The sequence below is a fragment of the Streptomyces sp. NPDC059201 genome, assembly GCF_042754585.1.
Taxonomy (GTDB): domain Bacteria; phylum Actinomycetota; class Actinomycetes; order Streptomycetales; family Streptomycetaceae; genus Streptomyces.
In genome coordinates this window covers 121,569-147,133 of the sequence record NZ_JBHZBB010000003.1, presented here as the reverse complement: position 1 = coordinate 147,133, position 25,565 = coordinate 121,569, and the positions used below count along the sequence as shown (strand labels likewise).

The window sequence follows — 25,565 nt, the reverse complement described above, 5'->3', positions numbered from 1 at the left end:
GGGGTACTGGTTCGAGGACATGCCCTTCCGGAAGGCCCACCTGCTGGCCGCGACGGCGCTCTTCATGGCCTTCGTCATCGAGTCGTGGGAGCAGCTCGCCCTCGTCTACGTCTCCGGTGACCTCGGGACCGCGTTCGGCATCGACGAGGGGGCCATCGGCTGGGCCCTGTCCGCCGTCGCGCTCGGCATGATCCCGGGCAGCCTCGTCTGGGGCCCGGTCTCGGACCGGATCGGACGGCGCGCGGTCTGTCTCTGGTCGCTGGCCGCGTACGGCGTCATCGCCCTGGCCAGCGCCTTCTCGCCGAACTTCACCCTGCTGATGGTCACCCGGTTCCTGTCCGGCCTCGCCCTGGCCGGCATCTACACCGTGACCTTCCCCTACTTCCTGGAGCTGCTGCCCTCGCGGCTGCGCGGCCGGGCCGCGGTCTACCTCTCGATCGGCTGGCCGATCGGCGTCCTCCTCGCCGTCGGCGTTACCCAGCTCGTGGGCGGCCTCGGCTGGCACGTCGTCGCCGTCGCCAGCGGTCTGGCCGGCGTCTGGGTCTTCGCGATCCGCGCGTGGGTGCCCGAGTCCCCGTACTGGCTCGCGGAGCGCGGCCGCCACGCGGAGGCCGCGGCGGTCCTCCGGAAGCTGGGCGCGGACGTGCCGGAGGGCACGGTCTTCGCCACCTCCTCGGAAGGCGCGGAGGGCAAGGAGCGGGCGGGCCAGCCGCTCGACCTCCTCCGCGGCCGCCTGCTGCGCGTCACCGTCCTCATGCTCGTCGTGAACTTCGCCTTCAACTGGGGCTACTGGGGTCTCCAGACCTGGCTGCCGACCCTGCTCCAGGACAAGGGCCTCAGCATGTCCGCCAGCCTCGGGTTCGTCGCCCTGAGCGCGGTCTTCATGATCCCCGGCTACGTCTCCGCGTCCCTGCTGACCGGCCGCTACGGCCGCAAGAAGGTCTTCCTGCCGTACGTCGGACTCGCCGCCGTCTCCGGCGTCGCGTTCGCCTACGCCGACACGCTGACCAGCATGTACGTGGCGAACTTCGCCCTCTCGTTCTTCTGCCTGGGCGCGTGGGGTGTCTGGAACACCTGGAACGGCGAGTTCTACCCGACCGCCCTCCGCGCCACCGGCTACTCGTGGGCGACGGCCGCGCAGCTAGGCGCCACCTCCCTGGCCCCCTCCGTCGTCGGTTACCTCCTGGCCCGGGCCACCGGCCACTCCTCGACGATCCTCTTCATCATGGCCTTCCTCGCCGTGGCCCTCATCTGCGCGTCTCCCCTCCCCGAGACCGAGGGCAAGGACCTCGAATAGCGGCGGACCGGCCGAGGGGCGGTGGCCGGGGGAAGGTGGACGCGCCGGACCGCCGGGGGAGCATCTGGCCGGGGCCGGACACACGCGATCGCGGCCAGGGCGCTGGAGGATCGTGGTCGGGGCGCTGGAGGACCGTGGGTGGGGCGTCGTGACTGCGCCTGGGGCGCCGTGACCGGGGCCGGGCAGCCGCGACCCAGGCCGACCCGCAGGCGTCGCGGCCCAGTCGCCGGCATCGCGGCCCGGCCGTCGGCGTCGCGGCCGGGTCGCCGTGATCGCTGCCGGTGGAAGGATGGGGGCGTGAGGATCGGAATCGATGTGGGGCGGGCCACCAGCACCGCCGTGCTTGCCGACGCCTCGGGTCACGTTCTTGCCGAGGCCGTCGTCGACAGCGTTCCCCGGACCGGTCACTGTGTCCGGCGGGCGCTCGCCGCGCTCGGCCCGCTCCCGGCGCCGGTCGGGGCGGTCGCCGTCGTCACCGACCTCGACCGCCGGCTGCCCCGCCCCCGGCCCGTCGCCGTCCTGCGGATCGCCCCCGGGAGCCACGCCGCGCTCGCCCCGCTCGCCGACTGGCCCGTGGAGGCGCGTACGGCCCTCGGGGGCTTGACCGGCCTCGTCGCCGGAGGCAGCGCCGTCACCGGCGGGTCGCTCGGCCCGCTCGACCGGGACGCCGTCGCGGCCTTCGCCGCCCGGGCACGGGACGCGGGCGTCCGGGTCTTCGCCGTGTGCGCGGCCGGTGCCCCCGCCCGCCCCGGTCCCGAACTCGACGCGGCGGCGGTCGTCGCGGCCACCGTCCCCGGGGCGTCGCTCAGCCTCTCGTACGAGACCGGCTCCGCCGGACTGCGGGAGCGCGAGAGCGCCACCGTCGTCAACGCCGCCCTCGGCGGCTGGGCCGAGGAGCTCGTCGCCGACTGCCGCGGCGCGCTCCGCTCCGCGCGGATCGCCGCGCCCCTCTACTTCGCCCGGGACGACGGAGGACTCGTCTCGGCCGAGTACTTCGCCCGGCACCCCGTGATCGCCACCGCCCCCGCCTCCTGCTGTGCCGCCCGCGGCGCCCTCGCCCGTACCGGACTCGACCGGGCGGTGGTCGTCGACGCGGGCGCCCGCTCCGTCCGGTGTCTCGTCGTCCGCGACGGAGAGCCGGAACGGTCCACCCGCCCGCTCCCGGGCCCCTTCGGCGTACGGCTCGCACTCGGCGCACCGGAGGTCGTGGAGACCGACGGGACGGCGGACGAAGCCACAGCCTGGCTCCCCGCCTCGGTCCCCGCGACGGTCGCCCGCCTGCTGGAACGCGTCCCCGGCGCCGACGTGCTGTATACGGGCGGCCGCGCCGAGACCTTCGGCGCCCCGCCGGCGACGGGGGACGAGGCGCGGGAAGAGGCCGCCACCCCCTTCGGACGTACGCCCCGCCTCACCGACGCCGCCCGGTACGCCGCCACCGCCGACTGCCGCGTCGAACTGGAGCAGGTGATCTCCGCGGCGGGCCGCGCCGAGCTCGACCAGTCGCTCGACGCCGTCCGCGACCACGCCCTCTCGCGCTGCGTCGCGGCAGGGGCGGCCCCCGGGGCCGTACGGATCGAGAGCCTGGCCCACGCGCCCGTCGCGTATCTGCCCGCCGGGGTGCACCGCGTGACCGTACGGGCGGCGGGCGCTCCCGCTTCGGGGGCCACGCCGTGACCGCGCCGCCCACCCGCCCGCCGGTCCGCGCGCTGACCGCCGACGACCTGGAGGACCTCGCCGTCGGCGCGCGCGTCCTCGCCGCCGGGACCGAGGAGTCCGCCTACCGGGTCGCCCTCGACTGGGCCGCCGCCGAACTCGCCGCCCACGGCCCCGTCCCGCTGCTCCCCGTGGACCGGCTGCCCGGCACCGGGCTCTGCGTGGCGGTCACCCTGGCCGGGGCCTCGGCCGCCCTCGCCGAGCAGCTGCCCACCGGGGAGGAGCCGGTCCGGGCCGTGCGCGCGGTCGAGCGGGTGGCCGGCCGGGCCGCCGAGGCCGTCGTGCCGCTCAACGCCGCCGCCGAGAACGCCCTCATCGCCCTCGCCACCGCCGCCCGGTGCGGCCTCCCGCTCGTCGACGGCGACGGGTGCGGACGGGTGCTGCCGCTCCTGGAACAGACCCTCTTCACCCTCGCCGGGGTCGCGCCCGCCCCGCTCGCCCTCGCCACGCCGAGCGGCGACGTCGTGGCCGTGGAGTCCGCGCGGGGCCGCGTGGAGGACCTCGTCCGGCCCCTCGTCCTCGCCTCGGGAGGGTGGGCGGTGGCCGCCGCGTACCCGATGGACGGCGCCCGGCTCGCCTCGTGCCTGGTCCCCGGGACCGTCAGCAGGGCCGTCGCCGCCGGCGCGGCCACCGGTCGTACGCGCTTCGCGCCCTGGCGGCCCCGCAGCCTGTGCCGGGGGCGGATCGTGGCGGTCGAGCAGTCGGCGGGCGCGTACGAGAACTACGAGAACCCGGCCGCCGGACCCGTGCCCCTCCTGCCCGGGGGAGTGCCCGGCAGCGTGTCCGGCAGCTTGTCCGGCGGCCTGCCCGACAGCGTGCCGCTGCCGTCCCGCCCGACCAGCGTCCTCGTCGAGGAGGACGAGGGGCTGCGGCGGCGATTCCGGCTGGAGGCGCACAACGAGATCCTGCTGGTCCTCGCGGACGGCGCGCCCGCCGCCTCCCTGCCCGACCAGATCCTCATGCTCTCCGCCACCGACCGCAGGGTCCTCGACGTGGAGCGCGCCATGCCCGGAACGGCCGTCGAAGTGGTCGTCATCGAGGCCCCGGCGGCCTGGTACACCCCGGAGGGACGGGCCCTGGCCCGCACCGGAAGCGGAGGAACCCGATGAGCGGACCCGACCCGGGCTTCCGCCCCCTGACCCTCACCGAACTGCTCCAGGACGGCCCCCTCGTCGACATCGAGGTCCACGGGCCGGTCGGCGTCGCCGCCCCCGTCACGGCCGTACGCATCGTGGACCGGCTCGCCGCGCTGGACGAGGTACGGCCGCGCAGCGCGGTCGTGCTCACCGCGGGGGCCGCCGCCGCGGCCTGGACGGTGGAGATGGCGCTGCGGAAGGCGTGGGAGCAGGCGGCGGCCTGCGTGGTCGTCTCGCGAGAGGCCGGTCTGCCCGGCTCGGTCGCCGAGCTCGCCGGACGGCTCGGGATTCCGTTGCTCGTCGTTCCGGGCGACCCGCTCGACGCGGCCGTGCGGATCGCCTCCGCCGTCGCCCGGCCCGAGGCCGGCCGCACCGCCCTGATCGCGGGCGCGGCCCGCCGTATCGCCGGGGCAGGGATCCGTCCCGTACGGCTCCTCTCCGCGCTCCACGCGGTCCTGCCCTCCACCTCCGTGGCCCTCACCAGCCCGTCGGGAGAGCTGGTCGCGGGCCGCGCGGGAGCTCTCGACGCCACGGACCGGACAGGGCGGGTCACGGTGGAGGTGTCCGGGCCCGGCGGGGAACCGCTCGCCGTGCTGACGGCGGGTTTCCGCGCCCGCCCGGCCGGCTGGGAGGCCACCGTGCGGGAAGTCCTCGGGCTCGCCGTCGCCCCCCTGACCGCCTGGGCGGCGACCGAACGCCTCGCCGACGAACGCTCCGGCCGCCACGCCTCCGGCCTCCTGACCGAACTCCTCGCGCGCTACGAGCACGAGGGGCTGGCCGGGAGCGGCGGCGAGCCGCAGAGCCCGGGGGAGTACGGCCGACAGAGCCCGGCCGAGCCCGGTGGGTGGCAGAGCGCGGGCGATCCCGGCGGGCGACAGCGCACGGACGGATCCGGCAGGCGGCAGCGCACGGACGGATCCGGCAGGCGGCAGCGCACGGACGAATCCGGTGGGCGGCAGAGCGCGGACGAGCCCGGCGGGCGACAGCGCACGGACGGATCGGGCGGGCGGCAGAGCGCGGACGAGTCCGGCGAGCGGCAGCGCACGGACAAGTCCGGTGGGTGGCAGAGCCCGGTCGAGTCCGGCGAGGGACAGCCCACGGACGAATCCGGCGCACGACAGAGCGCGGACGAGCCCGGCGAGCGACTGGACCCGGCGGAGACCGACGTACACGATCCGCTGCTCGCCGGGGCCGTCGCCCTCGGCTGGCCGCTGCGTGGGCCGTTCGTCGTGCACGCCGTGCGGCCGGTCGGGGTGCCCGGGCCGGAGACCGGGCAGTTGCTCACCGCCCGGTGGGCGCGGGCGGGCACGGGGGCCGGGCCGCTGGTCGCGTACGAGGGGGTGTGGGTGGCCTGGGAGTCCGTCACGGACCCGGGGGAGACCGGCCCGGACCCCCTGGCCCGCGCCGAGCGTCGGCTGCGCGCCGCCTGCGCCGCGTCCGGCCCGCTGCCGCCGTCGGCCGGGGCGGTCGCGGGACCGGTCGCGTCCCTCGGCGGCCTCGGGCAGGCTCTCGCCGACGCGGTGGCCGCGGTCGGGGTGGCCCGGCCGGGCACCGTCGTGCGCGCCGACCGGGTGGGCCCGGCCCAACTCCTCACCGCGCTGCCCCGCGAGACGCTGCGGGCTCCCGCGCGGGCCCTGCTCGGGCCGCTGCTCGCCGTGGACCGGGACGGGGCGCTGCTGCGGACGCTGGCGGTCCTGCTCGACGTCGGCGGGGCGCCGTCGGTCGCGGCGGCGCGGCTCGGGGTGCACCGCAACACCGTGAGCGCCCGTCTCGAACGGCTCCGCACCCTGGGCTGCGATCCGGACGACCCCGGGCTCCGCCTGCCGCTGCACCTGGCGTGTCGGGTGCTGCTGGACGAGGCGGAGCCCGGGGTGTCAGGGGGTCGGGCGGATCAGGCGGATTCCCGCGAGGGGTAGTCGGCCTCGGCGTGGCCGGGGCTCAGCATGCCCTGCCGGACGTCCTCGGCGACCGCCGCCGGGTCCCGCTCGGCGGCGGGGCCGAAGCCGCCGCCTCCACCGCTCTCGCAGCGCAGGACATCGCCCTCTCGGACGGGCAGCGCGTTCACCTTGAGCAGCGAACGGGCGTCGGCGCGGCCGGGGTTGAGGGTGACCCGGGGCGGGGCGCCGGCCTCGCCGCCGAAGAGTCCCCACGCGGGGGTGTCCGACCGCTCCCACCACAGGGAGAGGTCCTGGTCGGCGGTGAAGCGGTACTGGCGGACCACGCCGTTGCCGCCCCGGGTGCGGCCCGCGCCCGCGGAGTCGGCCCGTACGGCGTACTCCTCGACCCGCACGGGGAAGAGGGTCTCCAGGACCTCCACGGGCATGTCGCGGAGCGAGCCGTTGACGTTGTTGATCAGGCAGGACTCGCCGTCGCCGGTCTCCCACGCGCCCCAGCCGCCGACGGTCGCCTCCTGGGAGACGAACAGCTTGCCCGTCCGCGGGTCGAAGCCGGTGAACTGCACGATCATCGAGTCGCCGTAGGAGGCGGCCGCGGCCCGTTCCGGCACGGCCGGCGCGAGCGCGCGGACGACGAGGTCGATGACGAGACCGAGGTGCGAGTAGTAGTACTGACAGGCGGCGGGCTCGATCGCGGCCAGCATGGAACCGGGCCGGGTGACGACGTCGAGCGGCTTGAACGACCCGCCGTTGAGCGGTACTTCACCGCTGACGAGGAGCTTGTAGCCGACCCGGCAGGCGGCGACGGTCTGCGCGGCACCGCAGTTGACCGGCCCGGTGGCCTGGTCGGCGCACTCGGTGAGGTCCATCGTCATGCGGTCGCCGTCGATGGTGACGCGTACGGTGACGGAGAGCGGCGTGTCGAGGTCGATGCCGTCGTTGTCGAGCCGGCCGGTCGCCTCGTACACCCCGTCGGGGATGGCGGCGATCTGCTCGCGCTCCAGGCGCTCGGTCTGCTCGAAGATCGCGTCGCGCGCCGCGAGCAGCGTGTCCGTGCCCCAGCGCTCCACGATCTCCGCCAGCCGGCGGGCACCGGTCAGGGCACAGGCGACCTGGGCGCGCATGTCACCGAGCGTGGGCTGCGGGAAACGCACCTGACGGGAGATCAAGTCATGCACGAGGACGCACGGTTCGCCGCCCTCGTAGATCTTCAGGGGGCCCATCCGCAGGCCCTCCTGGTGGATCGAGGTGGAGTCCATCGAACCGCCCGGGTCCTTCGACCCCATGTCGATCCAGTGGGCCCGGGAGGCGGCGAAGCCGACGAGCTCGCCCCGGACGTGGATGGGGGCGTAGACGGTCACGTCGTTGAGGTGGGTGCCGCCGATGTACGAGTCGTTCAGGACCCACACGTCGCCCTCGCGCCACACGTCGGTGCCGTACATCCGCTCCGTGGCCCGGGTGCACTCCTCCAGGTTGCCGAGGAAGATCGGCAGGCCGGAGGACTGGCCGAGGACGTGGTGGTCGCGGTCGAGGAGGGCGACCGCGCAGTCCTTGGCCTCGTAGATCGTCGGGGTGTACGCCGAGCGGATCAGCGTGGTGTTCATGTCCTCCGCGGCCTGGAGCAGGGCGCAGCGGATGATCTCCGTGGTGACCGGGTCGACGGCGGGGCGCGCCGCCGGGGTGGGGGTGCTGGCGCTCATGCGGTGCCTCCGAGCTTGATGACGAGGAAGCCGTTCGTGTCGACGGTGACGTGGGCGTCCGGCGGGACGACGGTGGTGGAGGTGGCCTCGACGACGATCGCCGGCCCGCTGAACTCCTCGCCCGCGGGGAGGTGTTCGCGGCGCAGCACGGGCGTCTCGTGGCTGACGCCGTCGAAGACGACCGGCTTGACGCGGCCGGCCCACGGGTTCTCGCCGGGCTCGGGGGCATACCCGGCCGGGGCGAGGTCGGGGGAGCCGCCGAGCGCGGTGGTGCGCAGGGTGACGAACTCGACCGGGGCGCCCGGGGTGGCGTGGCCGTAGCGGCGCTCGTGCAGTCCGGCGAAGCGCGCGGACACCCGGTCGAGGAACCCCTCGGCGGCGGGCTCGGCGGCGTCGTCGAGCGGCACGGTGAGGGTGTAGTCCTGGCCCTCGTACCGCATGTCGACGGCGTGCTCGACCCGGCGCAGCTCCGCGGGGACGCCCTGCTCGCCCAGGACGGCGAGACCCTCCTCGCCGAGCGCGGCGAGCGCGGACGCCATGGCGTCGCCGACGAGGGTGTCGCCGGGGGTGAAGAACTGCCGGGTCAGGTCGCGGCGGACCTCGGTGCCGAGCATGCCCCACGCGGAGAACGCGCCGGGGAAGCGCGGCACGACGACCTCCGACACGCCGAGCTCGCGGGCGATCTCCACCGCGTGCATCGGGCCCGCGCCGCCGAAGGCGAGGAGGGTGAACTCGCGCGGCTCCAGGCCGTGTTCCACGGTGAGGGTACGGATCGCCTGCGCCATCTTCGCGTTGGCGACGTCGCAGATCCCGCCCGCCAACTCGGTCGCGGAGAGCCCGAGTTCGGTGGCGAGCCCGTCCACGGCCCGCTGCGCGGCGCCCGTGTCGAGGGTCATGTGACCGCCGGCGAACCACTCGGGGTCGACCCGGCCGAGGACCGCGTTGGCGTCCGTCACGGTGGGTCGGGTGCCGCCCCGCCCGTAACAGGCGGGTCCGGGCGCGGCGCCCGCGGACTCGGGACCGACCCGCAGGCCGCCGGCCTCCGCGTAGGCGATCGAACCGCCGCCCGCGCCGATCGTGTGCAGGTTGACGAGGGGCATCAGGACCGGGAAACCGTCCGCCGTCCCCTCGTTGGAGATGTCGGGGCGCCCGTCGAGGACGAGGGAGACGTCGAAGGACGTGCCGCCCATGTCGACGCAGATGGCGTTCGGCCGGCCGAGCAGGGCCGCCGCCGCGACACCGCCCATGGTGCCGCCGACCGGCCCGGACAGCAGGGTCTGGAGCGGGTGCCGGCGGGCGAAGGCGGCGTTGACGACGCCGCCGGAGGACTGCATGACCTGCACCGGCACACCGAGACCGCGCTCGGAGAAACGCTGCTCGATCCGGCCGAGGTAGCGGCGTACGACCGGCCCGGTGTACGCGTCGAGGACGGCGGAGGAGGTCCGCTCGTACTCGCGCCACTCGCCCGCCACCTGGTGCGAGAGGACGACCATGACGTCCTCGCCCAGTTCCTCCGCGAGGATCTCCCCGGCCCGCCGCTCGTGCACCGGGTCGACGTAGCTGAAGAGGAAGGAGACGGCGACCGCCGTGAACCCCTCGTCCTTGGCTCGCCGCGCCACGCTCCGCACCGCGTCCTCGTCGAGCGGCCGCAGCTCCGCGCCGCGCCAGTCGAGCCGCCCGCCCACCTCGGCCGTGGCGTACCGCTCCACCAGCGGCACCGGCTTGCGGTAGTGCAGGTCGAACATGCGGTCCCGGTTGCCCCGGGCGATGTGGTAGACGTCCCGCATGCCCTCGGACATGAGGAGCAGGACACGGGCGCCCTTGCGCTCAAGGAGGGCGTTCAGGCCCTGGGTCGTCCCGTGGACGAAGAAGGAGATCGCGGCGGGATCCTCCACCGCCCGCTCCAGCGAGGCGAACACGCCCTCCGCCAGGTCTCCCGGCGTCGTCGGCGCCTTCGCCGCACGGTAGGTGCCGCTCGTCTCGTCGTAGGCGACGACATCGGTGAACGTCCCACCGATGTCCATGGCCACCCGGTATGTCATGCCGCCTCCCGGCTGTCTCGGGGAATGCCCGGACGCTAACGAGCGACGGGGGAGCGGCACCCGTGCGCCACGCACAGCCGACCGCCGCCTCCTGTGCGCGGCGCACACCGGGCCGCCCGAGCGGGATCAGGCGGCGGGGACCCCGCCCGTCTGCCGGACGTCCTCGTGCAGGTGCACGATCCGCCAGGCACCGCCCTCGGCCCGCCACAGGACCACCGTGTTGCGGACCAGCTCCGGCAGCAGCGCCCGCCCGTCCGGGCCCGGGGCGAACTCCACCCGCAGCAGGTACCGCAGCACGGCGAGGTCGCCGAAGACGTCGACGACCGGCTCGGAGGCGTGCAGCCCACTCTCCTCCGGCCCCTCACCCGCCACCGGCCGCTCGTCCCGGATCCGGTCCAGATCCGCCTTCCCGAACAGCAGCGGCTCGGCCGCCGAGTCCCAGATCGTCGCCTCCGGATCGAGCCGCTCGTCGATCCGCGCCCGATCCCCCGCCTCGTACGCCTCGTACATCCCGGTGATCACCGCCCACACCGCCTCGGCATCCTCCGGGGAAGCCCCAGGACGGGCGGCGGAAGCGGAAACGGCACGTGCATCGGACACGAAGACCTCCAGGTCGGGAACGAACTCAGGCGGGCCACTCTAGGCACCCCGGTGACGGATGCCGGGAGGTGGGCCTGGGCGTGTGTCTGTTCCCGGGTGTGGCTCGATGCCGGACCGTCGTGCTTCCGGCCGACCCTGTCGTGCGACGGTGACGGTGTCCAAGGGACCGGGTTGGAGCCGTTACCGGTTGACGGGCGCGGTCTCGTCGATGTGGGTCTCCCGCAGGGTCAACTGCACACCGGTGAGGCGTGCTTGGGCCTCGCCCTTCCGGTCCGCCAGCGCCGCGCCGGGCCCTTCCGAGTGCAGCTCGGAGCCCTGCCCCGACAGATCGGACAGCTTGCCCGTGAGGTGCACCGCCCTGTCCGCGTAGAGCGTCGCGTCCGGCGTGCACAGCTCGAACTCCGCGTCGAGGTGCAGGCCGCTCGGGAACCGGACACGGCTCAGGCTGTCCTCCGTCCCGTCACCCAGCGAGCCGACGGAAGGCCGCGGCCAGCTGACCCGCAGCATGACGGTGCCGCCCAGCTCCGCACACTCGCCGACGACCGCCAGGCGCGCCAGCCGGGCGACCACGCCCGGACCCTCGGCGTGCTTCTCCGGACCGAACAGGAGGATCTCCGCGTCGGCTACCAGGCCACAGGCGGATTCGTGGCGGGGAGCGCGCCCCGAACCGGTGCGACATTGAACGGACCGCCACCGCGCGGGCGCCCCGTCCCGCCGTCCGCGCCGAAGACCATCGTCGCGGCGGCGAGCAGGTGCGGGCGGATGGGCTTGGGTTCGTCAACCCGACTACCTCCAGGGTCGATCCGTACGGGCGGAGCCCGCGCCAAGCGGCTCCGGCCGGTGCATGAACAGGAATGAAGACGATCAATCCCCTGTCATCGTGCGGTGAAGTGCGGTTCCGACACGTGCGTGGTGTCCACCATGCGGATCAACTTGTGCCGGGCGCGCGTCGCGTGAGCCAGTGGCATACGGATCTCGGCGAGGGCCTGCGCCGAGTCCGTGACCACGTACGCCAGCGCCAGTACGGGCGTACTGCTGAGGGTCGCGGCGATCCGGCCGAGCGCGCCGGGGGTGTCCCTGAGCGATACGACCACCGTGCACGTGTCGGTGTCGGTCGCGGTCTCGGTTCCGGGGGAGTTGTCGTGTTCCATGCGGGTGTTCCTGTCCAGGTCTGCCGGGCCGGGTGGGCCGTCGTGTCAGGGATACGGAGGAAACAAAAAGACCCCTCGTGGATCACGAGAGGTCTGCGTGCGGGCGGTGTGGCCGCCTGGGAGGGATCGCCCCCAGGTCAGCCCGGTGCCGGCACGCGGGCGCTGATAATGAGACGCCGCTGCATGCCGGGACTATCCCACGGAGGGCGCGCGGCGAGAAAGCCGTCTCACTGATCGGACGCCCTCCCCGGCCCACCTGCCACCGCCCCTCGCCGCGCTGGTCGGGCCCGGTACCCGCTGGGGCGAGGTTCAGGAACGGCTGAGCCGGGCCTTCGGCGCTGTCAGTCTGCCCAGATGCGTGCGTAGCAGCGTCGGGATTGTGGTGCGGTGCCGTTGGTGAAGGGTGTTCTGCCGTGGAGGACGGACCAGTTGTCGACCAGGAGGAGGTCTCCGGGGTGGAGGGGGAGGGTCGTCACCATCGCCGGGTCTTCCAGCAGCGTGTCCATCGCTTGTAGGGCACTGTGCTGCGCTGGGCTGAAGGGTGTGCCCGTCTCCTCCTGGCCGCGGGTGATCCAGTAGCGGTTGTAGTGCACTCGGAGGGGCTCGCCGTCAGCGCGGTGGAACACCGGGCGGACGCGGTCGAAGTCCTGGCCGCGCCCGAAGTGGAAGTCCTGGCAGAGCTCGTGCAGCGCTTCCGGGCGTTCGGCGGCCAGGCGGTCGTGGAGCGCCGGGCCGCTGGCCAGGAGGGACTCCCCGCCTTCGGACGCCGACCGGATGCACAGGAGCGCCAGCAGCCTGGGCGGCCGGGGGCCCTCGCCGCGGTCCATGTGCGGCGGGAGTACGTGGTGGTCGCCGTCGTGGGGTGCGGGGGCGCCGGGGTCCGGCGTACGCGGGACGGCGGGTGCCGTGGCCGCCGTCAGGAGCTCGTTGCCGGACCGCTGGAGGCGGAGACCGGCCGTCGTACACACCTGCCCGACGATGCGCGCGCACAGTTCGACGCACTGCGGATCGGTGAGGCCCGCGAGGTCCAAGCCCCTGATCACGGCGAAGCCCGTCCCGCGCCAGAGACACGCGCCGGCCCTCTCCACCAGTGAGTCCCCCACCGGCAGCAGCCAGTCCTCCCTCCTCAACGTGTCCGCACTCCAGCCCAACGGCCCGTCACTGCTGCCGAGTTCAGTCATCGCGACTCTCCTTCCCCCCTCACAGACTGGCGGCTCCCGACCGCTTTCAAACCGGCGATATCCTCTGTCCATGACCATGGAAGAACCGCAAGACGTCGTCTGGTCTCTGGACGGCTACAGCAAGGAGGACGAGTTCCTGCGTACGCAGTACCCCATCACGCGGGACCAGATCGCCAGGCTGCGCGAGGTGATCATCCCGGACGCTGATGATCCATGGATGCAGTACTGCTATGACGTGCCCTTGTCCGTCTGGCCCGCGGTGGAGGCGATTCTGCGGTGCGGCCCGCCTGACCCCTCCCTGGACTATCAGACCGGCAGCTTCGCTGCGGAGTAGGTGACGAAGATCGGGTTCGCGCCCGCGGCGAGCACGCTCAGGCATGGGCGCCGATGGTGAGGGTGCCGAGGGTGAGGGTGGGGCGGGCTTCCAGGATCGAGCCGATGCGGTGGGCCTGTTCGGCCAGTTCTTTGTGCTGGCGGGCGGTCAGTTCGGTGAAGGGCTCGACGGAGATGGTCACCGTCTTGCCGGTCTTCTTCTGGTGCCAGACTCCCGCGACCGTGCCGTCGACGAGGAGGACGGGGTAGTTGCCTGCCTGGCCTCGGGAGAGGGCGCGGGCCTGGGCGCGGCCGGGGTAGAGGAGTTCCCTGGGCTGGGAGCCCACGGCGAAGGCGTCGAAGTGGGGGAGCAGGAGAACGCCTTGCGCGGGGTCCGCGAACGCGGTGTCGTCTCGGGCCACCCAGGCTCGGGTGCCTTCCAGCGACACTTCGGTGAGGTCGCTGGTGGCGAACAGGTCGCGTGCCCACGCCGGGTTGGTGGCCAGCCAGCGGGCGAAGTGGTCGGGGGTCGCCGGTCCGTACGCGTGCAGGTAGCGGCCCAGGAGCCAGTCGATCGCCTCGGCCGGTGGCGCGGGAGCAAAGCCGGGCAGCCGGCGGGCGGGGTTGGTGTACGTCACCTTGCGGCCCTTGTTCGGTCCGAAGCAGAGCACGCCGCGATGCGCGGCGATCTCGGTCACCTGGCGCCAGCGCGGCCACATCGTCTGGAACGCCGGGATCACCGGGTCGACGGCCCACGCGCCGACCCGGTCGGCCAGGGCCTCCGTCAGCTCGTCGACGGTCAGCTCGGCGTCGGCGAGGACGGCCGCGATCGCCTCGACGAGTTCCTCGGTCTGCGCCTCGGTGACACGTACGTCGGCGGTGTGACGCGCGGCGGTGGGGACCGCGTTCAGCGCGCCGCACCACAGGGCCAGGTCGGCGGCGGGCAGGAGATGGATCGTGCCGCGCGGGCCGAAGGTCTTGACCAGGGTCCGCTCCGCCCACAGCGCGTTCTGCACGTCCGCGCGCGTCGCGCCGGGCAGCCGCAGGCCGATCGACACCTCGGCGGCGGACAGGACCTGCGCGTGCGCTCCGCACATCGCGGCCGCGGCGGCTGCCGGGCCGCCGTGTGTCAGCGGCGGCGTCAGACCATGACGCCGCAGCCGCCGGCCGCTCGCCTCGCTCCACGTCAGCTTCATGGACGCGACCCTCGCGAGTCCCGGGGCGGTCGGGCGGTCTCCCGCCCGTGCCCCTTCCTGGCCCCCGTGATCGACGTCGGCATGCCCATACGTTCCGCCCTTCCGCGCATCCAGACTGGTGAGGCGCACTCACTGGATACGCTAGGCGCATTGAGGACAGGAGGCGTCCTAGATGACCGCACCCCGACCCGGTCACCCTTCCGGCCGCCAGCCGACGCCGGCCCTCAGGTCAGGCCGACCGTCAGCTCAGGCCGGCCGTCAGCCGATGCCGACCATCAGCTCAGGCCGGCCGGCTGCGCGGTCTGCCTCGTCGCGAGGCGTTCCAGGAGTGCGCCGCGGTGGCGGTCGTCGGTCGCGAGGCCGATGGCCGTCCAGGCCATGGCCAGGCCGCCGTCGAGTACGGCCCGGTCGGCGCCGGGGCTGGTGCCGTAGCGGGTGAACTCGGGGTTGTGCATGATCGCGTCGCCGCAGTCGTAGCCGATCATGGGGTGGATGGTCGGCACCAGGTGGGAGACGTTGCCCATGTCGGTGGAGCCGGCGCGCATGTTCGCGTCCTGTGTCTCCGTCGTGCGGCCGAGGCCGGTGAGCGCGTCGCGGTAGAGGTCGGTCATCGCCGCGTTCTGGCGCAGGTCGGCGTAGTCGTTGCCCACGGTCTCCAGGGCCAGTTCCGCGCCGGTGGCCAGGGCGCCCGCCTCGAAGCAGGCCCTGATGCGGGCCTGGAGCTCGCGCAGCGCCTCCGCCGTCTCGGCGCGGCAGTCGAAGTCGGCGGTGGTCCGGCCCGGGATGACGTTGGCGGCCTCGCCGCCCGACGTGACGATGCCGTGGACGATCCCGCCGGGCGGCATCTGCTGGCGGTAGGCGCTGATCGCGACCTGGGCGATCATCATCGCGTCGGCGGCGTTGACGCCCCGGTACGGCATCGCCGCGGCGTGCGCCGTACGGCCGGTGTAGGCGACCTTCCAGCTGCTGATGGCGAGCGAGCTCATGCCCACGCCGTCCTGCGGCGCGGCGTGCACCATCATCGCGGCGGCGAGGTCGTCGAAGAGGCCGGCGCGCAGCATCTCGACCTTGCCGCCGCCCGACTCCTCGGCCGGCGTCCCGAGTAGCTTCACCGTCACGCCGATCTCGTCCGCGACCGAGGCGAGCGCCAGCGCGGCGGCGGTCGCGGAGGCGCCGTTGACGTTGTGGCCGCAGGCGTGGCCGATGCCCGGCAGCGCGTCGTACTCCGCGCAGATCCCCACCACCAGCTCGCCCGAACCGGCGGTCGCCGTGAACGCGGTCGGCAGGTCGGCCACGCCGCGGGTCACCTCGAAGCCGCCGCGTTCGAGCTCGTCGGCGATCTTGCGGGCCGAGCGGTGCTCCTCGTAGGCGAGTTCGGGCTCGGCGTGCAGGCTGTGGCTGAGCGCGATCATCCGGTCCTGACGTGCGGACAGGGCGGCGCGGCTCGCCGTCCGCAGGGCGGGAACGTTCATGGAAGGGCCTCCAGGAAGGCGGGGCCGCCGGAGCGGCCCCGGGACGGATCGAAGGGCGGGGCGGGACGGTCAGTGCGCGGAGGTGGGCTGCTTCGGCGCGGGCCGGAGGAAGAGGGCGACGACCGCGCCCGCGAGGCAGACGACGACGCACAGCGTCCAGCTGGTGGTGTAGGCGTCCAGGCGGGGCAGCGGGCTGCCGGCCGGAGTGGCCTTCGCGGACACGGCGAGTACGGCCGCCGCTCCGAGCGATCCGCCCACGTTGATCAGCAGCTCGTTGATGCCCGAGCCCACCGAGGTCTGGTCGCGCGGGACCATCTCCACCGCGAGGGTGCGCGTGGAGTGCTGGAGGAAGCCCACGCCGATGCCGGCCACCACGGTCGTGCCCAGGAAGGGCCACAGCGACGCGTGCGTGGCGAGAGCCCCCGCGTAGCCCGCGGCCATCAGGAGCGAGCCCGACACCAGGGTGGCGCGGTCGCCGACCTTGGCCGCCACCGCCGGCGCGGCCAGTGATCCGACCGCGATCGCGGCCATGTTGGGGAGCATGGCGAACGCGGTGCCCAGCGGCGTGAGGCCCAGCCCGTAACCGGCCTCCCCGGGGACCGTGCTGAGGAACACGGGATTGGCCACCTGGAGACCGATCATGCAGAACGAGAACGTCACGGCCACCAGGGAGACGACGACGATGCCGCGTCTGGCGAAGAGACGCACGTCGATCATCGGCTCGGGGGTGCGCAGCTCGACCAGGGCGAACAGTGCGGTGGCCAGGGTGCCGCCGACGAGACAGCCGAGCGTCGTGGGCGAGGTCCACTCCCAGCCCGGGGTGCCGCCCTTGCCGAGCCCCAGCATGATCGCCACGAGGCCGACGGACAGGACGATCCCGCCGAGCCAGTCGACCGAGCCGCCGGGACGGTGGTCGCTCTCCGGCAGCAGCGGCCACGTCACGATCAGGGCGAGGGCCACGCCGACCGCCGGCACCCACAGGGCCGCCGTCGGCTGCGCCACGTACTGGGCGACGAGACCGCTGGCCACGAGACCGAGCGCGATGCCGCCGACGAGCGCGGCCACCATGAAGCTGATCCCGCGCCGGTTCTCGCCCTCCCCGCTGCGATTGCGGAGGATGCCGACCAGCAGCGGGAAGAAGCCGGCGAACGCGCCCTGGAGCACCTGGCCGACGAGCAGCATGCCGAACGACGTGCTGAGGCCCACGACGAGGGAGCCGGTGAGCACGATGGCGAGGGTCCAGCGCAGCAGGCGCCGGTGGCCGTAGAGGTCGCCCATGCGCGAGAGCACGGGGGTGAAGGCGACGCTCGCCAGCAGGTTGCAGATGCTGAGCCAGTTCAGGTCGGCCGCCGTCACGTGGAGCGTGTCGGTGAGCCGGTGGAGGACGGGCGAGAGGAAGCCCTGGGTGACCCCGCTGGACAGTTCGACCAGGGCCACCGAGGCGATCACCGCCGCCGGGGGAGTGGGGCGCAGGGCCGGACGTGGCGCGGACGGCGCGGCGGTGCGAGTTTCGGTCATACGAGGCACCCGTTCTGACGAGCAACTGGAGTGGTGGAAAGCGCACTGCAATGTGGGCTACCGGGTGAATCCTGGGCAACAGCTCGCCGGACACTCGGTGGATTCCGGCATGACAGAATCGGCGGGAGCGGAATCCGGCGATGAAGGGGTACGGCATGGCGGATGCGGCGGCGGGGCGGCGTGGCCCGATTCCGTACACCTTCGACGACGTCGACCACGCGATCCTGCGCGTGCTCGGCCGCGAGCCCCGCGCGCCGCTCGCCGAGGTGGGGGAGCGGGTCGGTGTGCACGAACGGACCGTCGCGCGGCGACTGGAGCGGATGACCGCCACCGGTCTCGTGCGGTTCACGGCGTCCCTGGTGCCCGAGTACCTCGGCGAGGGACTCGTCGCCGAGCTCGCCGTCACCTGCGCGCCGGGCCGGCTGAACGACACGGCGGCGGCCCTCGCCCGGCGGCCCGACGTCCGCTCGGTGGAGGTCGCGACCGGCGACCTCCAGGTCTTCGTCGAGCTCCAGGCGCGCGACCACGACCAGCTGCTCACCGCCGTCGACGAGGGGATCGGCCGCGTCGAGGGCGTACGCGACGTCCACTCGTCCGTGGTCCTGCGGCTCCTCCTCACGGCGAACGACTGGTCACCGCTCGATCCCGAGCCCACCTTCGTACGCCGTGAGGTCAGCGAGGGGCGTCCCCTGCCGGAGCCGCCCGCGCTCGACTCCCTCGACCGCACCCTCGTCGGGCTGCTCGAACAGGACGCGCGGATACCGTTCAGCCGGCTCGCGCAGGAGCTGCGCGTCGGTGAGACGACGGCCCGGCGGCGCCTCGCCCGGCTGATGACCTCGCACGCGCTGCACCTGCGGCTGCTGGCTGAACCGGCGGTCCTCGGCTATCCGGTCGAGGCCCGCTTCCGGCTCGCCGTCCACCCGGGCGCGCTGGACGAGGCGGTACGCGCCCTGGCGCGGGAGCCGTCCGTCCGCTACCTCGCCCTGACCACCGGGCGCACGAACGTCCTCGGGTACACGAGCCACGCGTCCATGGCCGACCTGCGGACGTTCGTGACCAGGGCTTTCAGCGACCTGCCGAGGCTGCGGTCGGCGGACACGTCGCTGCTGATGCGTACGTACAAGAGGGCGGGCGCACTGGCCCGCCTCTGAGGGAAGCCCTTCCTCCGGGTGTGGTCAGCGAGGGGTGAGCAGGCAGAACTCGTTGCCCTCCGGGTCGGCCAGGATCGTCCACGGGAGGTCGGACTGGTCGATGCCGGGGTCGGTGGCGCCCAGGGCGCGCAGCCGGGCCGCCTCCGCCTCCAGGTCGTCTCCGGGGTACGGGCGGAGGTCGAGGTGCACGCGGTTCCATCCGCTCTTCTTGTCCGGGGTGCGGTAGAACTCCAGGTAGGGGCCGACGCCCTGCGCGGAGCGCATCGTCGCGTACTCGTCGGTGACCTCGTGCAGGGTCCAGTCCATCGCCCCGTCCCAGAACCGGGCCATCTCCCTCGGGTCCGTACAGTCGACCACCACCGCGGCGATCGGCCCGGTGGACTCGTAGACCGGACGGGGCTCCAGGACGCAGAACTCGTTGCCCTCCGGGTCCGCCATGACCATCCAGGGGACGTCGCCCTGGCCCACGTCGGCGGGCGTCGCGCCGAGGTCCCTCAGGCGGGCGACCAGCTCCGTCTTGTGGGCGGCGGAGGTGGTGCCCAGATCGAGGTGCACCCTGTTCTTCACCGTCTTGGGTTCCGGGCGGGCGACGATGTCGATGCAGACGGCCGCGGGGTCGGGGTAGCTGAAGCCGACGGGTTCGAGGTTGGTCACGCCGGGCCCCTCGCTGTCGACCGCCCAGCCGAGTGCCTCCGCCCAGAACCGGCCGAGCGCGGCGTCGTCATGGGCTTTCATGTTGATCTGTACGAGTCGTGTCGCCATGCCTCCGATCGTAGAAGCCGCCGCCCGCCCCGGCCTGAGCGGCGTCCTGGTCAGAGGGCTCAGAGGGCTCAGAGGGCGAGGAGCTGGGCGAGGGTGCCGTCCAGCTCCTCGCGCACGGCGGTGCCCGCCGCCTCGGCGTCCCCGGCGGCGACGGCGTCCGCCAGGGCGGCGTGGCCGGCGTCGCCGTGGTTCGGGTCGTCGGTGCGCAGCCCGAGGAGGTCCACCAGGTCGACGAGACCCTGGCGGAGCGCGGGCACGAACTCGGCGAACAGGGCGGTGAGGACGGGGTTGTGCGCGGCGGCCACCACGGCCGCGTGCAGCGCGATGTCGGCGTCGACGAAGCCGGGGGTGTCGCCGCCCGCGGCCTCGCGGCGGCGCGCCAGGGCCGCCGCGATGACGGTGAGGTCGTCCTCGGTGCGGCGCCGCGCGGCGAGCCGCGCGGCCTCGACCTCGATGAGCACACGCACCTCGTAGAGGTCGGTGAGGGCCGCCTGGCGCAGCCGGGTCGGCCAGTCCTCGGCCGGTTCGGTGGCGATGACGAAGACGCCCGACCCCTGGCGGGCCTGGACGAGACCGGCTCCAGCCAGGGCGCGGAGGGCCTCGCGGACGGTGGAGCGGCCGACGCCGAGGGTCTTGGCCAGGGCGGTCTCGGCGGGCAGCTTGGTGCCGACCGGCCACTCGCCCCCCGCGATCTGGTCGCGCAGGTGCTGCGTGGCCTGTTCGACCAGGGGGCTGGGGCGAAGGGCACCAAGAGGCATGGTCTCTACCTGTCAGGTTGTCTGAGGAGCTGAGGTGTGGCTAGTGTACCCAACCATGACGCTGCGCGCCCTCCTTCTCGGTCGCCGCTGCGGGGCCTGATCCGACCGGCACCCCGCAGCGGGGCCGTGTCGCGCCGGTCGCCCGATGGCCGACCGAAGGAAGCCCGGAGTCATGGAACCCCTGCGAAGCACGCCCTTCCCCACCCTGCGTACGCCCTCGGGCGCCGTCCCCGAGGCCGCGCCGCCCTGGAATCCGCAGCGGCCGAGCGCGATGCCGTCCACGCGCTACCGGTCCGCGCACGAGCGCGTCGCCCTGCCCCTCCAGGACCGCACCTGGCCGTCCCGGCAGCTCACGCGGGCCCCGCTGTGGGTCCCCGTCGACCTGCGGGACGGCAATCAGGCCCTGGCCGAGCCGATGGACCTCGCCCGCAAACGCCGGATGTTCGACCTGCTGTGCGCCATGGGCTTCAAGGAGATCGAGGTCGGCTACCCCTCCGCCAGCCGGACGGACTTCGACTTCGTGCGCCACCTCGCCGAGAGCGGCGCCGTCCCCGACGACGTGACCGTCTCCGTCTTCACGGCCGCCCGGAAGGACCTCATCGACCGGACCCTCGCCTCCGTCGAGGGCCTGCCCCGCACCCTCGTCCACCTGTACACGGCCACCGCGCCCACCTGGCGGAACGTTGTCCTGGGCCGCTCCCGCGACGAGCTCCACACGCTGATCCGGGAAGCCGCCACGTACCTGATGCGGCACGCCGAAAAGCGCTCCGGGGCCGACATCCGCTTCGAATTCTCCCCCGAGGTCTTCAACCTGACCGAACCGGACTTCGTCCTGGAGGTCTGCAACGGCCTCACGGAGCTGTGGGACGCGAGCCCCGAGCGGCCGGTCGTCCACAACCTGCCGGCGACGGTCGAGATCGCGACCCCGAACGTGTACGCCGACCAGATCGAGTACATGCACCGCCACCTCGTCCGCCGCGAGTCGGTCATCCTCTCCGTGCACCCGCACAACGACCGCGGCACCGGGGTCGCCTGTGCCGAACTGGCCGTCCTGGCCGGAGCGCAGCGCGTCGAGGGCTGCCTGTTCGGCAACGGCGAGCGGACCGGCAACGTCGACCTGGTCACCCTGGCCCTGAACCTCCACGCGCAGGGCGTCGACCCGATGGTGGACTTCTCCGACATCGACGCCGTACGCGACGTGGTCGAGCACTGCACCCGCCTGCCCGTCCACCCCCGCCACCCCTACGGCGGCGAGCTGGTGCACACGGCCTTCTCCGGCACGCACCAGGACGCCATCTCCAAGGGAATGGCCCACCACGCCCGGCAGGCCCGCGAGCTCGGCGTCCCGCCCGAGCGGGCCCCGTGGGCCGTGCCCTACCTGCCCGTCGACCCGGGCGACCTCGGCCGCACCTACGAGGAGGTCATCCGGATCAACTCGCAGTCCGGCAAGGGCGGCATCGCCCACCTGCTCCAGGCCCACCACGGCCTGGACCTGCCCAAGGCGATGCGCCCGGACTTCTCCGGCGCCGTGCAGCAGGTCGCCGACGCCACCGGCCTCGAACTCTCCCCCGAGGACCTGGGGAAGCTGTTCCACCGCACCTACCTCGCCCCCGCCCAGGACGGCCGGGCCGTCCTGGACTCCTGGCGGACCGAGCAGACGGGCCCCGCCGAGCACGCGTTCCGCTGCACCCTGACCGCCGACGGCACGACGCGTACCCACCGGGGCACGGGTAACGGCCCGCTCTCGGCGCTCACCGACGCCCTCGCCGCCGCCGGGATCACCGTCGACATCCTCACCTACGCCGAACACGCCACCGCCACAGGCCCCGACAGCCCCGCCGTCGCCTACGCCGAGTGCCGCGTCGACGGCACCACCGTCTGGGGCGCGGGCCGGGACACCTCCGTCCTCACCGCCTCCGTCCACGCCGTCATGGCCGCCGTCAACCGGGCCGGGAAGGCGGACGCGTGAGCGGGGAATCCGTCCTGCGGGTCACCGGCGTGGACCTCGTCCGCGACGGCGACCCCCTCCTGCGCGACGTGTCCCTGACCGTCAGGTCCGGCGAACACTGGGCACTCCTGGGCGCCAACGGCGCGGGCAAGAGCACCCTCCTCTCCCTCCTCGGAGCCCTCACCCACCCCACCCGGGGCACGGTCGAGGTCCTCGGCGAGCGGCTGGGCCGGGTGGACCTGCGGAGCCTGCGGTCGAGCGTGGGCCACGTCGACCCCCGCCACCCCCTGCGCTCGCCCCTGACCGTACGGGACGTCGTCCTGACCGGCCTGACGAACAGCGTCGAGCGGGTGCCCCGGTGGTCCCCGACCGACGAGGAGACCACCAGGGCCGAGGAGCTCATCGGACTGCTCGGGCTCGACGACCGGCGCGAGGCGCGCTGGACGGTGCTCTCCCAGGGGCAGCGCACCCGCACCCTCATCGCCCGCTCCCTGATGCCCAGCCCCCGGCTGCTGCTGCTCGACGAGCCCGCGACCGGACTCGACCTCGCCGGCCGGGAACAGCTCATCGACCGCCTCGACGTGCTGGCGCGCACCCGCCCCCGGCTGGCCTCCGTGCTGGTCACCCACCACCTGGAGGAGCTGCCGCCGGGGACGACGCACGCGCTGCTGCTGCGCGACGGCCGCTGCCTGGCCGCCGGACCGGTCGAGCACGTGCTGACCGACGACCTGGTCAGCACGTGCTTCGCTCACCCCGTCCGGCTCACCCGTGACGCCGGACGCTGGAGCGTACGGACGAGACATCCGGTCCCGCGGTGAGCGCGACGCCTCAGCCGGCGGTCAGGGCCCGGTCCAGGAGGGGGAGCAGGCGCTCCCAGTGCCGCGTAAGACCGGAGGCGCTGAACGCGTCGGTGTCGGCCATGGTGAAGCCGTGGGTGGTGCCGGGATAGATCTCGGAGGTGTGGTCGACCCCGGCGGCGTCCAGGGCCTGGTTGAGCTCGCCGAGCGCCTCGGGCGTCAAGTCGCCTTCCGCGTGGCCGAGATGGACCCGGGCGGTGAGCTGGGCGAACAGCTCGGGTCCGTCGGCGCTCACGGGTCCGTGGAACGCCGCGACCGCGGCCACCCGACCCGGGTGGGCCGCGGCGGTCCGCAGCGCCAGGAGGCCGCCGATGCAGTAGCCCGTCACCGCGACCGGACCCGGGGCGACCTCGGGCCGTGAGGTGAGGAATCCGAGGTAGGCGTCGGCGTCGCTCCGTACGCGCTCGGGGGTGTGCGCCCCGATCAGGGGCATCAGCCGGTCGAAGATCGCGGGCCGGACCTCTTCCCCGATGTACGCGGGCAGTTCGACCACGGGGGCCGGGCCGTGCCGGTAGAACAGGTTGGGGACGAGTACGGAGTACCCGTGCCCGGCCAGTTCGCCGGCCATCTCCTTCAGCACCGGCCGGATGCCGAAACCGTCCGGGTACATCAGCACCCCCGGGTGCGGCCGGCCGTCGTCGGGGAAGGCGGCGAACGCGTCGGCGTGACCGTCCGCGGTGGGAATCCGTAGCGTCGTGATGGGCATGAGCAATTCTCCAGTCGTCGTCGATGTGCGCAAGCGGTGATCGACATGACGGAGGCGGAGCCCGCGCGGCGGCGGTACGTCCTCGCTCGAACAGCGGGCCCGAGCCGGCCCGCACGGTGCTCAGAGGGGCACCGGGTCACCCAACTGTGTGTGGCGCAAGGCCGTCCCGGTAGTCATGGTCATGAAGCCTATTCCACCCGGCAGAGCCGACGCCAGCCACCACCGAAGCCCCTATGTAACGAGAAGATAACGGGTCTGGTCCAAACTTCGTGCATGGTTCACGTTCTCTGTCCTGCCGGGACATCAGGTGATCACCGGCGCTCAGCACCGTGTGGACGGCCGCACACCCCGTGCGGCCGTCAACGATCCTGGAGGATCACGTGTCCCTCTCGCGTCCCGCGCGCATCGTCCTCGCCGCGGCCACCGCGGCCGCCGTCACCCTTCCCCTCGGCCCCCTCGCCCAGGCCGACGAGGGCAGGAACCCCGCCCACGCGGGTCAGGCCCACCGCGCCAAGCAGGCCAAGACGCTGGTCATCGGCATCGACGGCGCGGCCTTCGACGCCTTCGCCCGCGCCGACGTCCCCAACCTCCGCACGCTCATGGCGCAGGGCATGACGGCCCGGAGCAACCTCTTCGCCAACCCGATGGCACCGACCGTCTCCGGCGCCGCGTGGTCGAGCATCGCCACCGGTGTCTGGCCCGACAAGCACAACGTCAAGGACAACAACTTCACGGCGCCGAACTACGCGCGCTACCCCGACTACCAGACTCGCCTGGAGACCGCGAATCCGGCCGTCGACACCCTGGTCGTCGGCACCTGGAACCCCATCCCCCAGACGGTGTTCGGCCCCAGGACCGACCTCCGCATCGCCGGCGGCAACGACGCGGGCACCACCGCCAAGGCCGCCGAGCGGCTGCGCGACGGCGACCCCGACAGCACCTTCGTCCACCTCGACGAGGTCGACGGCGCCGGACACTCCGCCGGAACGGCGAGCGACCGCTACCTCACGGCCCTCTCGGTCGCCGACGCGCAGATCGGGCAGCTGCTGGACGCCGTGAGGTCCCGGCCGACGTACGCGAAGGAGGACTGGCTCGTCATGGTCACCTCCGACCACGGCCACACGCCCTCCGGCGGACACGGCGGCAACTCGCCCGGTGAGCGCGGGACCTTCGTCATCGCCCGGGGCGCCGGCATCAAGGCCGGCTCCGTCCGGCACGACGTGAAGATCACCGACATCGCGCCGACCGTGCTGCGCCACTCCGGTGTGTCCGTCGACCCCGCCTGGGGCCTCGACGGCACCGCGCTGGACAAGCTGAAGCGGGACGCCTTCGACAAGCTGCGCGGCTCGCTGCGCCCCGCCGTCGACGAGACGAAGCTCTCCGGCGCGGCCCCGGGCTGGACGAACACCGCCCCGAAGGGCTGGTCGATCGACAACTCGCGGATGCCGGCGGGCGGTGTCACCGAGTGGCGCGGCTGGGCGTTCGCGACCGACGAGTTCTGGAGCAACGCGGAGCTCGGCCAGGGCCGCGAGACGAACGTCCGCGCCCGGAACGTCTTCGCCGTCGCCGACTCGGACGAGTGGGACGACAAGGCCCACGACGCGGGACAGTTCGACTCGACCCTGGTCAGCCCCGCGTACCGGGTGCGCGGCGGGCGCCCGGCGATCCTCTCGTACGCCACCGACTACCGTGTCGACGGCCCGCAGACCGGTGACGTGTACGTCTCCTACGACGGCAAGGCGCCCCAGCTCGTGACGTCGTACCGGACGAACACCAACACCGTCGAGCACCTCCGCCTGCACGTCCCGGCCGACGCCCGCACCGCCCGCTTCAGCTTCCGGTACACAGGCACCAACAGCGCCTTCTGGACGGTCGACCAGGTGACGTTCGAGCAGCCCCGGAAGGCATCCGGCAACCGCCCGTAAGGCCGGGTCGCCTACGCCGGGCCCCAGGCCCGCACCGCGTCGATGGGTAGGACGCGGTGCGGGCAGGGGAGCGGCAGTGACGGTGTCCCGTCAGGCCGCCCGGTGGACCGCGATCCGGTCGATGCGCCCGGAGAAGTGCTACTGGGCGCCGCCGTTGTCGACGATGCGGCCGGCCCAGAGGCCGTCGAGGCCCGGGGTCTGCCCGAAGAGCGACGGGGTCGGCGCCGAGGCGATGCGGACGCCAT

21 protein-coding genes are annotated in these 25,565 nt (G+C 73.6%); 9 read left to right on the top strand and 12 right to left on the bottom strand.

All coding sequences use genetic code 11. The features are described from left to right. Window positions 1-19 precede the first annotated feature (19 nt). The 4 genes from ACFXMG_RS11055 to ACFXMG_RS11040 all read left to right on the top strand — a co-directional run bounded on the left by ACFXMG_RS11055 (window position 20) and on the right by ACFXMG_RS11040 (window position 6,062). Entirely contained in the window at window positions 20-1,297 is a 1,278-nt protein-coding gene (locus ACFXMG_RS11055) for an MFS transporter (RefSeq protein ID WP_383814738.1), read from the top strand. A 297-nt stretch (window positions 1,298-1,594) separates the two neighbouring features. Next, window positions 1,595-2,971 carry a hydantoinase/oxoprolinase family protein gene (locus ACFXMG_RS11050; protein ID WP_383814740.1) on the top strand — a complete coding sequence of 459 codons (1,377 nt, stop codon included), beginning with the start codon at window positions 1,595-1,597 and terminating at the stop codon, window positions 2,969-2,971. Then, window positions 2,968-4,119, top strand: a complete 1,152-nt coding sequence (locus ACFXMG_RS11045; protein WP_383814742.1) for a DUF917 domain-containing protein — start codon at window positions 2,968-2,970, stop codon at window positions 4,117-4,119. Before ACFXMG_RS11050 ends, ACFXMG_RS11045 begins: the two co-directional genes overlap by 4 nt. Then, on the top strand, window positions 4,116-6,062 hold the full coding sequence (locus tag ACFXMG_RS11040; protein WP_383814744.1) for a helix-turn-helix domain-containing protein: 1,947 nt from the start codon (window positions 4,116-4,118) through the stop codon (window positions 6,060-6,062). The genes ACFXMG_RS11045 and ACFXMG_RS11040 overlap by 4 nt, the downstream gene beginning before the upstream one ends. On the opposite strand, the gene ACFXMG_RS11035 is transcribed toward ACFXMG_RS11040, so the two are convergent. The 6 genes from ACFXMG_RS11035 to ACFXMG_RS11010 all read right to left on the bottom strand — a co-directional run bounded on the left by ACFXMG_RS11035 (window position 6,038) and on the right by ACFXMG_RS11010 (window position 12,715). Then, window positions 6,038-7,741 (bottom strand): hydantoinase B/oxoprolinase family protein, encoded by a 1,704-nt coding sequence (locus ACFXMG_RS11035; protein WP_383814746.1) that lies wholly within the window; start codon window positions 7,739-7,741, stop codon window positions 6,038-6,040. The two genes, ACFXMG_RS11040 and ACFXMG_RS11035, sit on opposite strands and share 25 nt — an antisense overlap. Then, window positions 7,738-9,783: a hydantoinase/oxoprolinase family protein gene (locus ACFXMG_RS11030; RefSeq protein ID WP_383814748.1), complete on the bottom strand. Its 2,046-nt coding sequence runs from the start codon at window positions 9,781-9,783 to the stop codon at window positions 7,738-7,740. Before ACFXMG_RS11030 ends, ACFXMG_RS11035 begins: the two co-directional genes overlap by 4 nt. A 126-nt stretch (window positions 9,784-9,909) precedes the next feature. Further along, the gene (locus ACFXMG_RS11025; protein WP_383814750.1) at window positions 9,910-10,383 is read right to left on the bottom strand and encodes a DUF4440 domain-containing protein; all 474 of its coding nucleotides are present in this window, start codon (window positions 10,381-10,383) and stop codon (window positions 9,910-9,912) included. A gap of 180 nt (window positions 10,384-10,563) precedes the next feature. After that, the gene (locus tag ACFXMG_RS11020; protein ID WP_383814991.1) at window positions 10,564-11,013 is read right to left on the bottom strand and encodes a DUF6004 family protein; all 450 of its coding nucleotides are present in this window, start codon (window positions 11,011-11,013) and stop codon (window positions 10,564-10,566) included. 245 nt (window positions 11,014-11,258) lie between these two features. Next, window positions 11,259-11,534, bottom strand: a complete 276-nt coding sequence (locus tag ACFXMG_RS11015) for a hypothetical protein (RefSeq protein ID WP_383814752.1) — start codon at window positions 11,532-11,534, stop codon at window positions 11,259-11,261. A 341-nt stretch (window positions 11,535-11,875) separates the two neighbouring features. Next, entirely contained in the window at window positions 11,876-12,715 is an 840-nt protein-coding gene (locus ACFXMG_RS11010) for a TauD/TfdA family dioxygenase (RefSeq protein WP_383814754.1), read from the bottom strand. A gap of 70 nt (window positions 12,716-12,785) precedes the next feature. Between ACFXMG_RS11010 and ACFXMG_RS11005 the strand changes: the two genes are divergently transcribed. Beyond that, complete coding sequence (locus tag ACFXMG_RS11005; protein ID WP_383814756.1) at window positions 12,786-13,049, top strand: hypothetical protein; 264 nt, start codon at window positions 12,786-12,788, stop codon at window positions 13,047-13,049. A gap of 37 nt (window positions 13,050-13,086) precedes the next feature. On the opposite strand, the gene ACFXMG_RS11000 is transcribed toward ACFXMG_RS11005, so the two are convergent. The 3 genes from ACFXMG_RS11000 to ACFXMG_RS10990 form a co-directional block, all read right to left on the bottom strand. After that, complete coding sequence (locus tag ACFXMG_RS11000) at window positions 13,087-14,223, bottom strand: winged helix DNA-binding domain-containing protein (RefSeq protein ID WP_383814758.1); 1,137 nt, start codon at window positions 14,221-14,223, stop codon at window positions 13,087-13,089. Between the two features lie 275 nt (window positions 14,224-14,498). Then, complete coding sequence (locus ACFXMG_RS10995; RefSeq protein ID WP_383814760.1) at window positions 14,499-15,695, bottom strand: M20 family metallopeptidase; 1,197 nt, start codon at window positions 15,693-15,695, stop codon at window positions 14,499-14,501. Window positions 15,696-15,764: 69 nt separating this feature from the next. Then, window positions 15,765-17,213: an MFS transporter gene (locus ACFXMG_RS10990; RefSeq protein WP_383814762.1), complete on the bottom strand. Its 1,449-nt coding sequence runs from the start codon at window positions 17,211-17,213 to the stop codon at window positions 15,765-15,767. A gap of 155 nt (window positions 17,214-17,368) precedes the next feature. Here ACFXMG_RS10990 and ACFXMG_RS10985 point away from each other — a divergent pair, with 155 nt between their 5' ends. Beyond that, window positions 17,369-18,364, top strand: a complete 996-nt coding sequence (locus ACFXMG_RS10985) for an Lrp/AsnC family transcriptional regulator (protein WP_383814764.1) — start codon at window positions 17,369-17,371, stop codon at window positions 18,362-18,364. A 24-nt stretch (window positions 18,365-18,388) separates the two neighbouring features. On the opposite strand, the gene ACFXMG_RS10980 is transcribed toward ACFXMG_RS10985, so the two are convergent. Next, complete coding sequence (locus tag ACFXMG_RS10980; RefSeq protein WP_383814766.1) at window positions 18,389-19,126, bottom strand: VOC family protein; 738 nt, start codon at window positions 19,124-19,126, stop codon at window positions 18,389-18,391. A gap of 68 nt (window positions 19,127-19,194) precedes the next feature. Continuing rightward, window positions 19,195-19,884 carry a FadR/GntR family transcriptional regulator gene (locus ACFXMG_RS10975; RefSeq protein WP_383814768.1) on the bottom strand — a complete coding sequence of 230 codons (690 nt, stop codon included), beginning with the start codon at window positions 19,882-19,884 and terminating at the stop codon, window positions 19,195-19,197. A 172-nt stretch (window positions 19,885-20,056) separates the two neighbouring features. Between ACFXMG_RS10975 and leuA the strand changes: the two genes are divergently transcribed. Further along, the gene (gene leuA, locus ACFXMG_RS10970) at window positions 20,057-21,853 is read left to right on the top strand and encodes a 2-isopropylmalate synthase (RefSeq protein WP_383814770.1); all 1,797 of its coding nucleotides are present in this window, start codon (window positions 20,057-20,059) and stop codon (window positions 21,851-21,853) included. Further along, window positions 21,850-22,650: an ABC transporter ATP-binding protein gene (locus ACFXMG_RS10965; protein WP_383814772.1), complete on the top strand. Its 801-nt coding sequence runs from the start codon at window positions 21,850-21,852 to the stop codon at window positions 22,648-22,650. Before leuA ends, ACFXMG_RS10965 begins: the two co-directional genes overlap by 4 nt. 10 nt (window positions 22,651-22,660) lie before the next feature. Here the strand turns inward: ACFXMG_RS10965 and ACFXMG_RS10960 are convergent, their stop codons facing one another. Next, the gene (locus tag ACFXMG_RS10960; protein WP_383814774.1) at window positions 22,661-23,395 is read right to left on the bottom strand and encodes a dienelactone hydrolase family protein; all 735 of its coding nucleotides are present in this window, start codon (window positions 23,393-23,395) and stop codon (window positions 22,661-22,663) included. 380 nt (window positions 23,396-23,775) lie between these two features. Between ACFXMG_RS10960 and ACFXMG_RS10955 the strand changes: the two genes are divergently transcribed. Continuing rightward, on the top strand, window positions 23,776-25,320 hold the full coding sequence (locus ACFXMG_RS10955; protein WP_383814776.1) for an alkaline phosphatase family protein: 1,545 nt from the start codon (window positions 23,776-23,778) through the stop codon (window positions 25,318-25,320). Window positions 25,321-25,565: the final 245 nt, after the last annotated feature.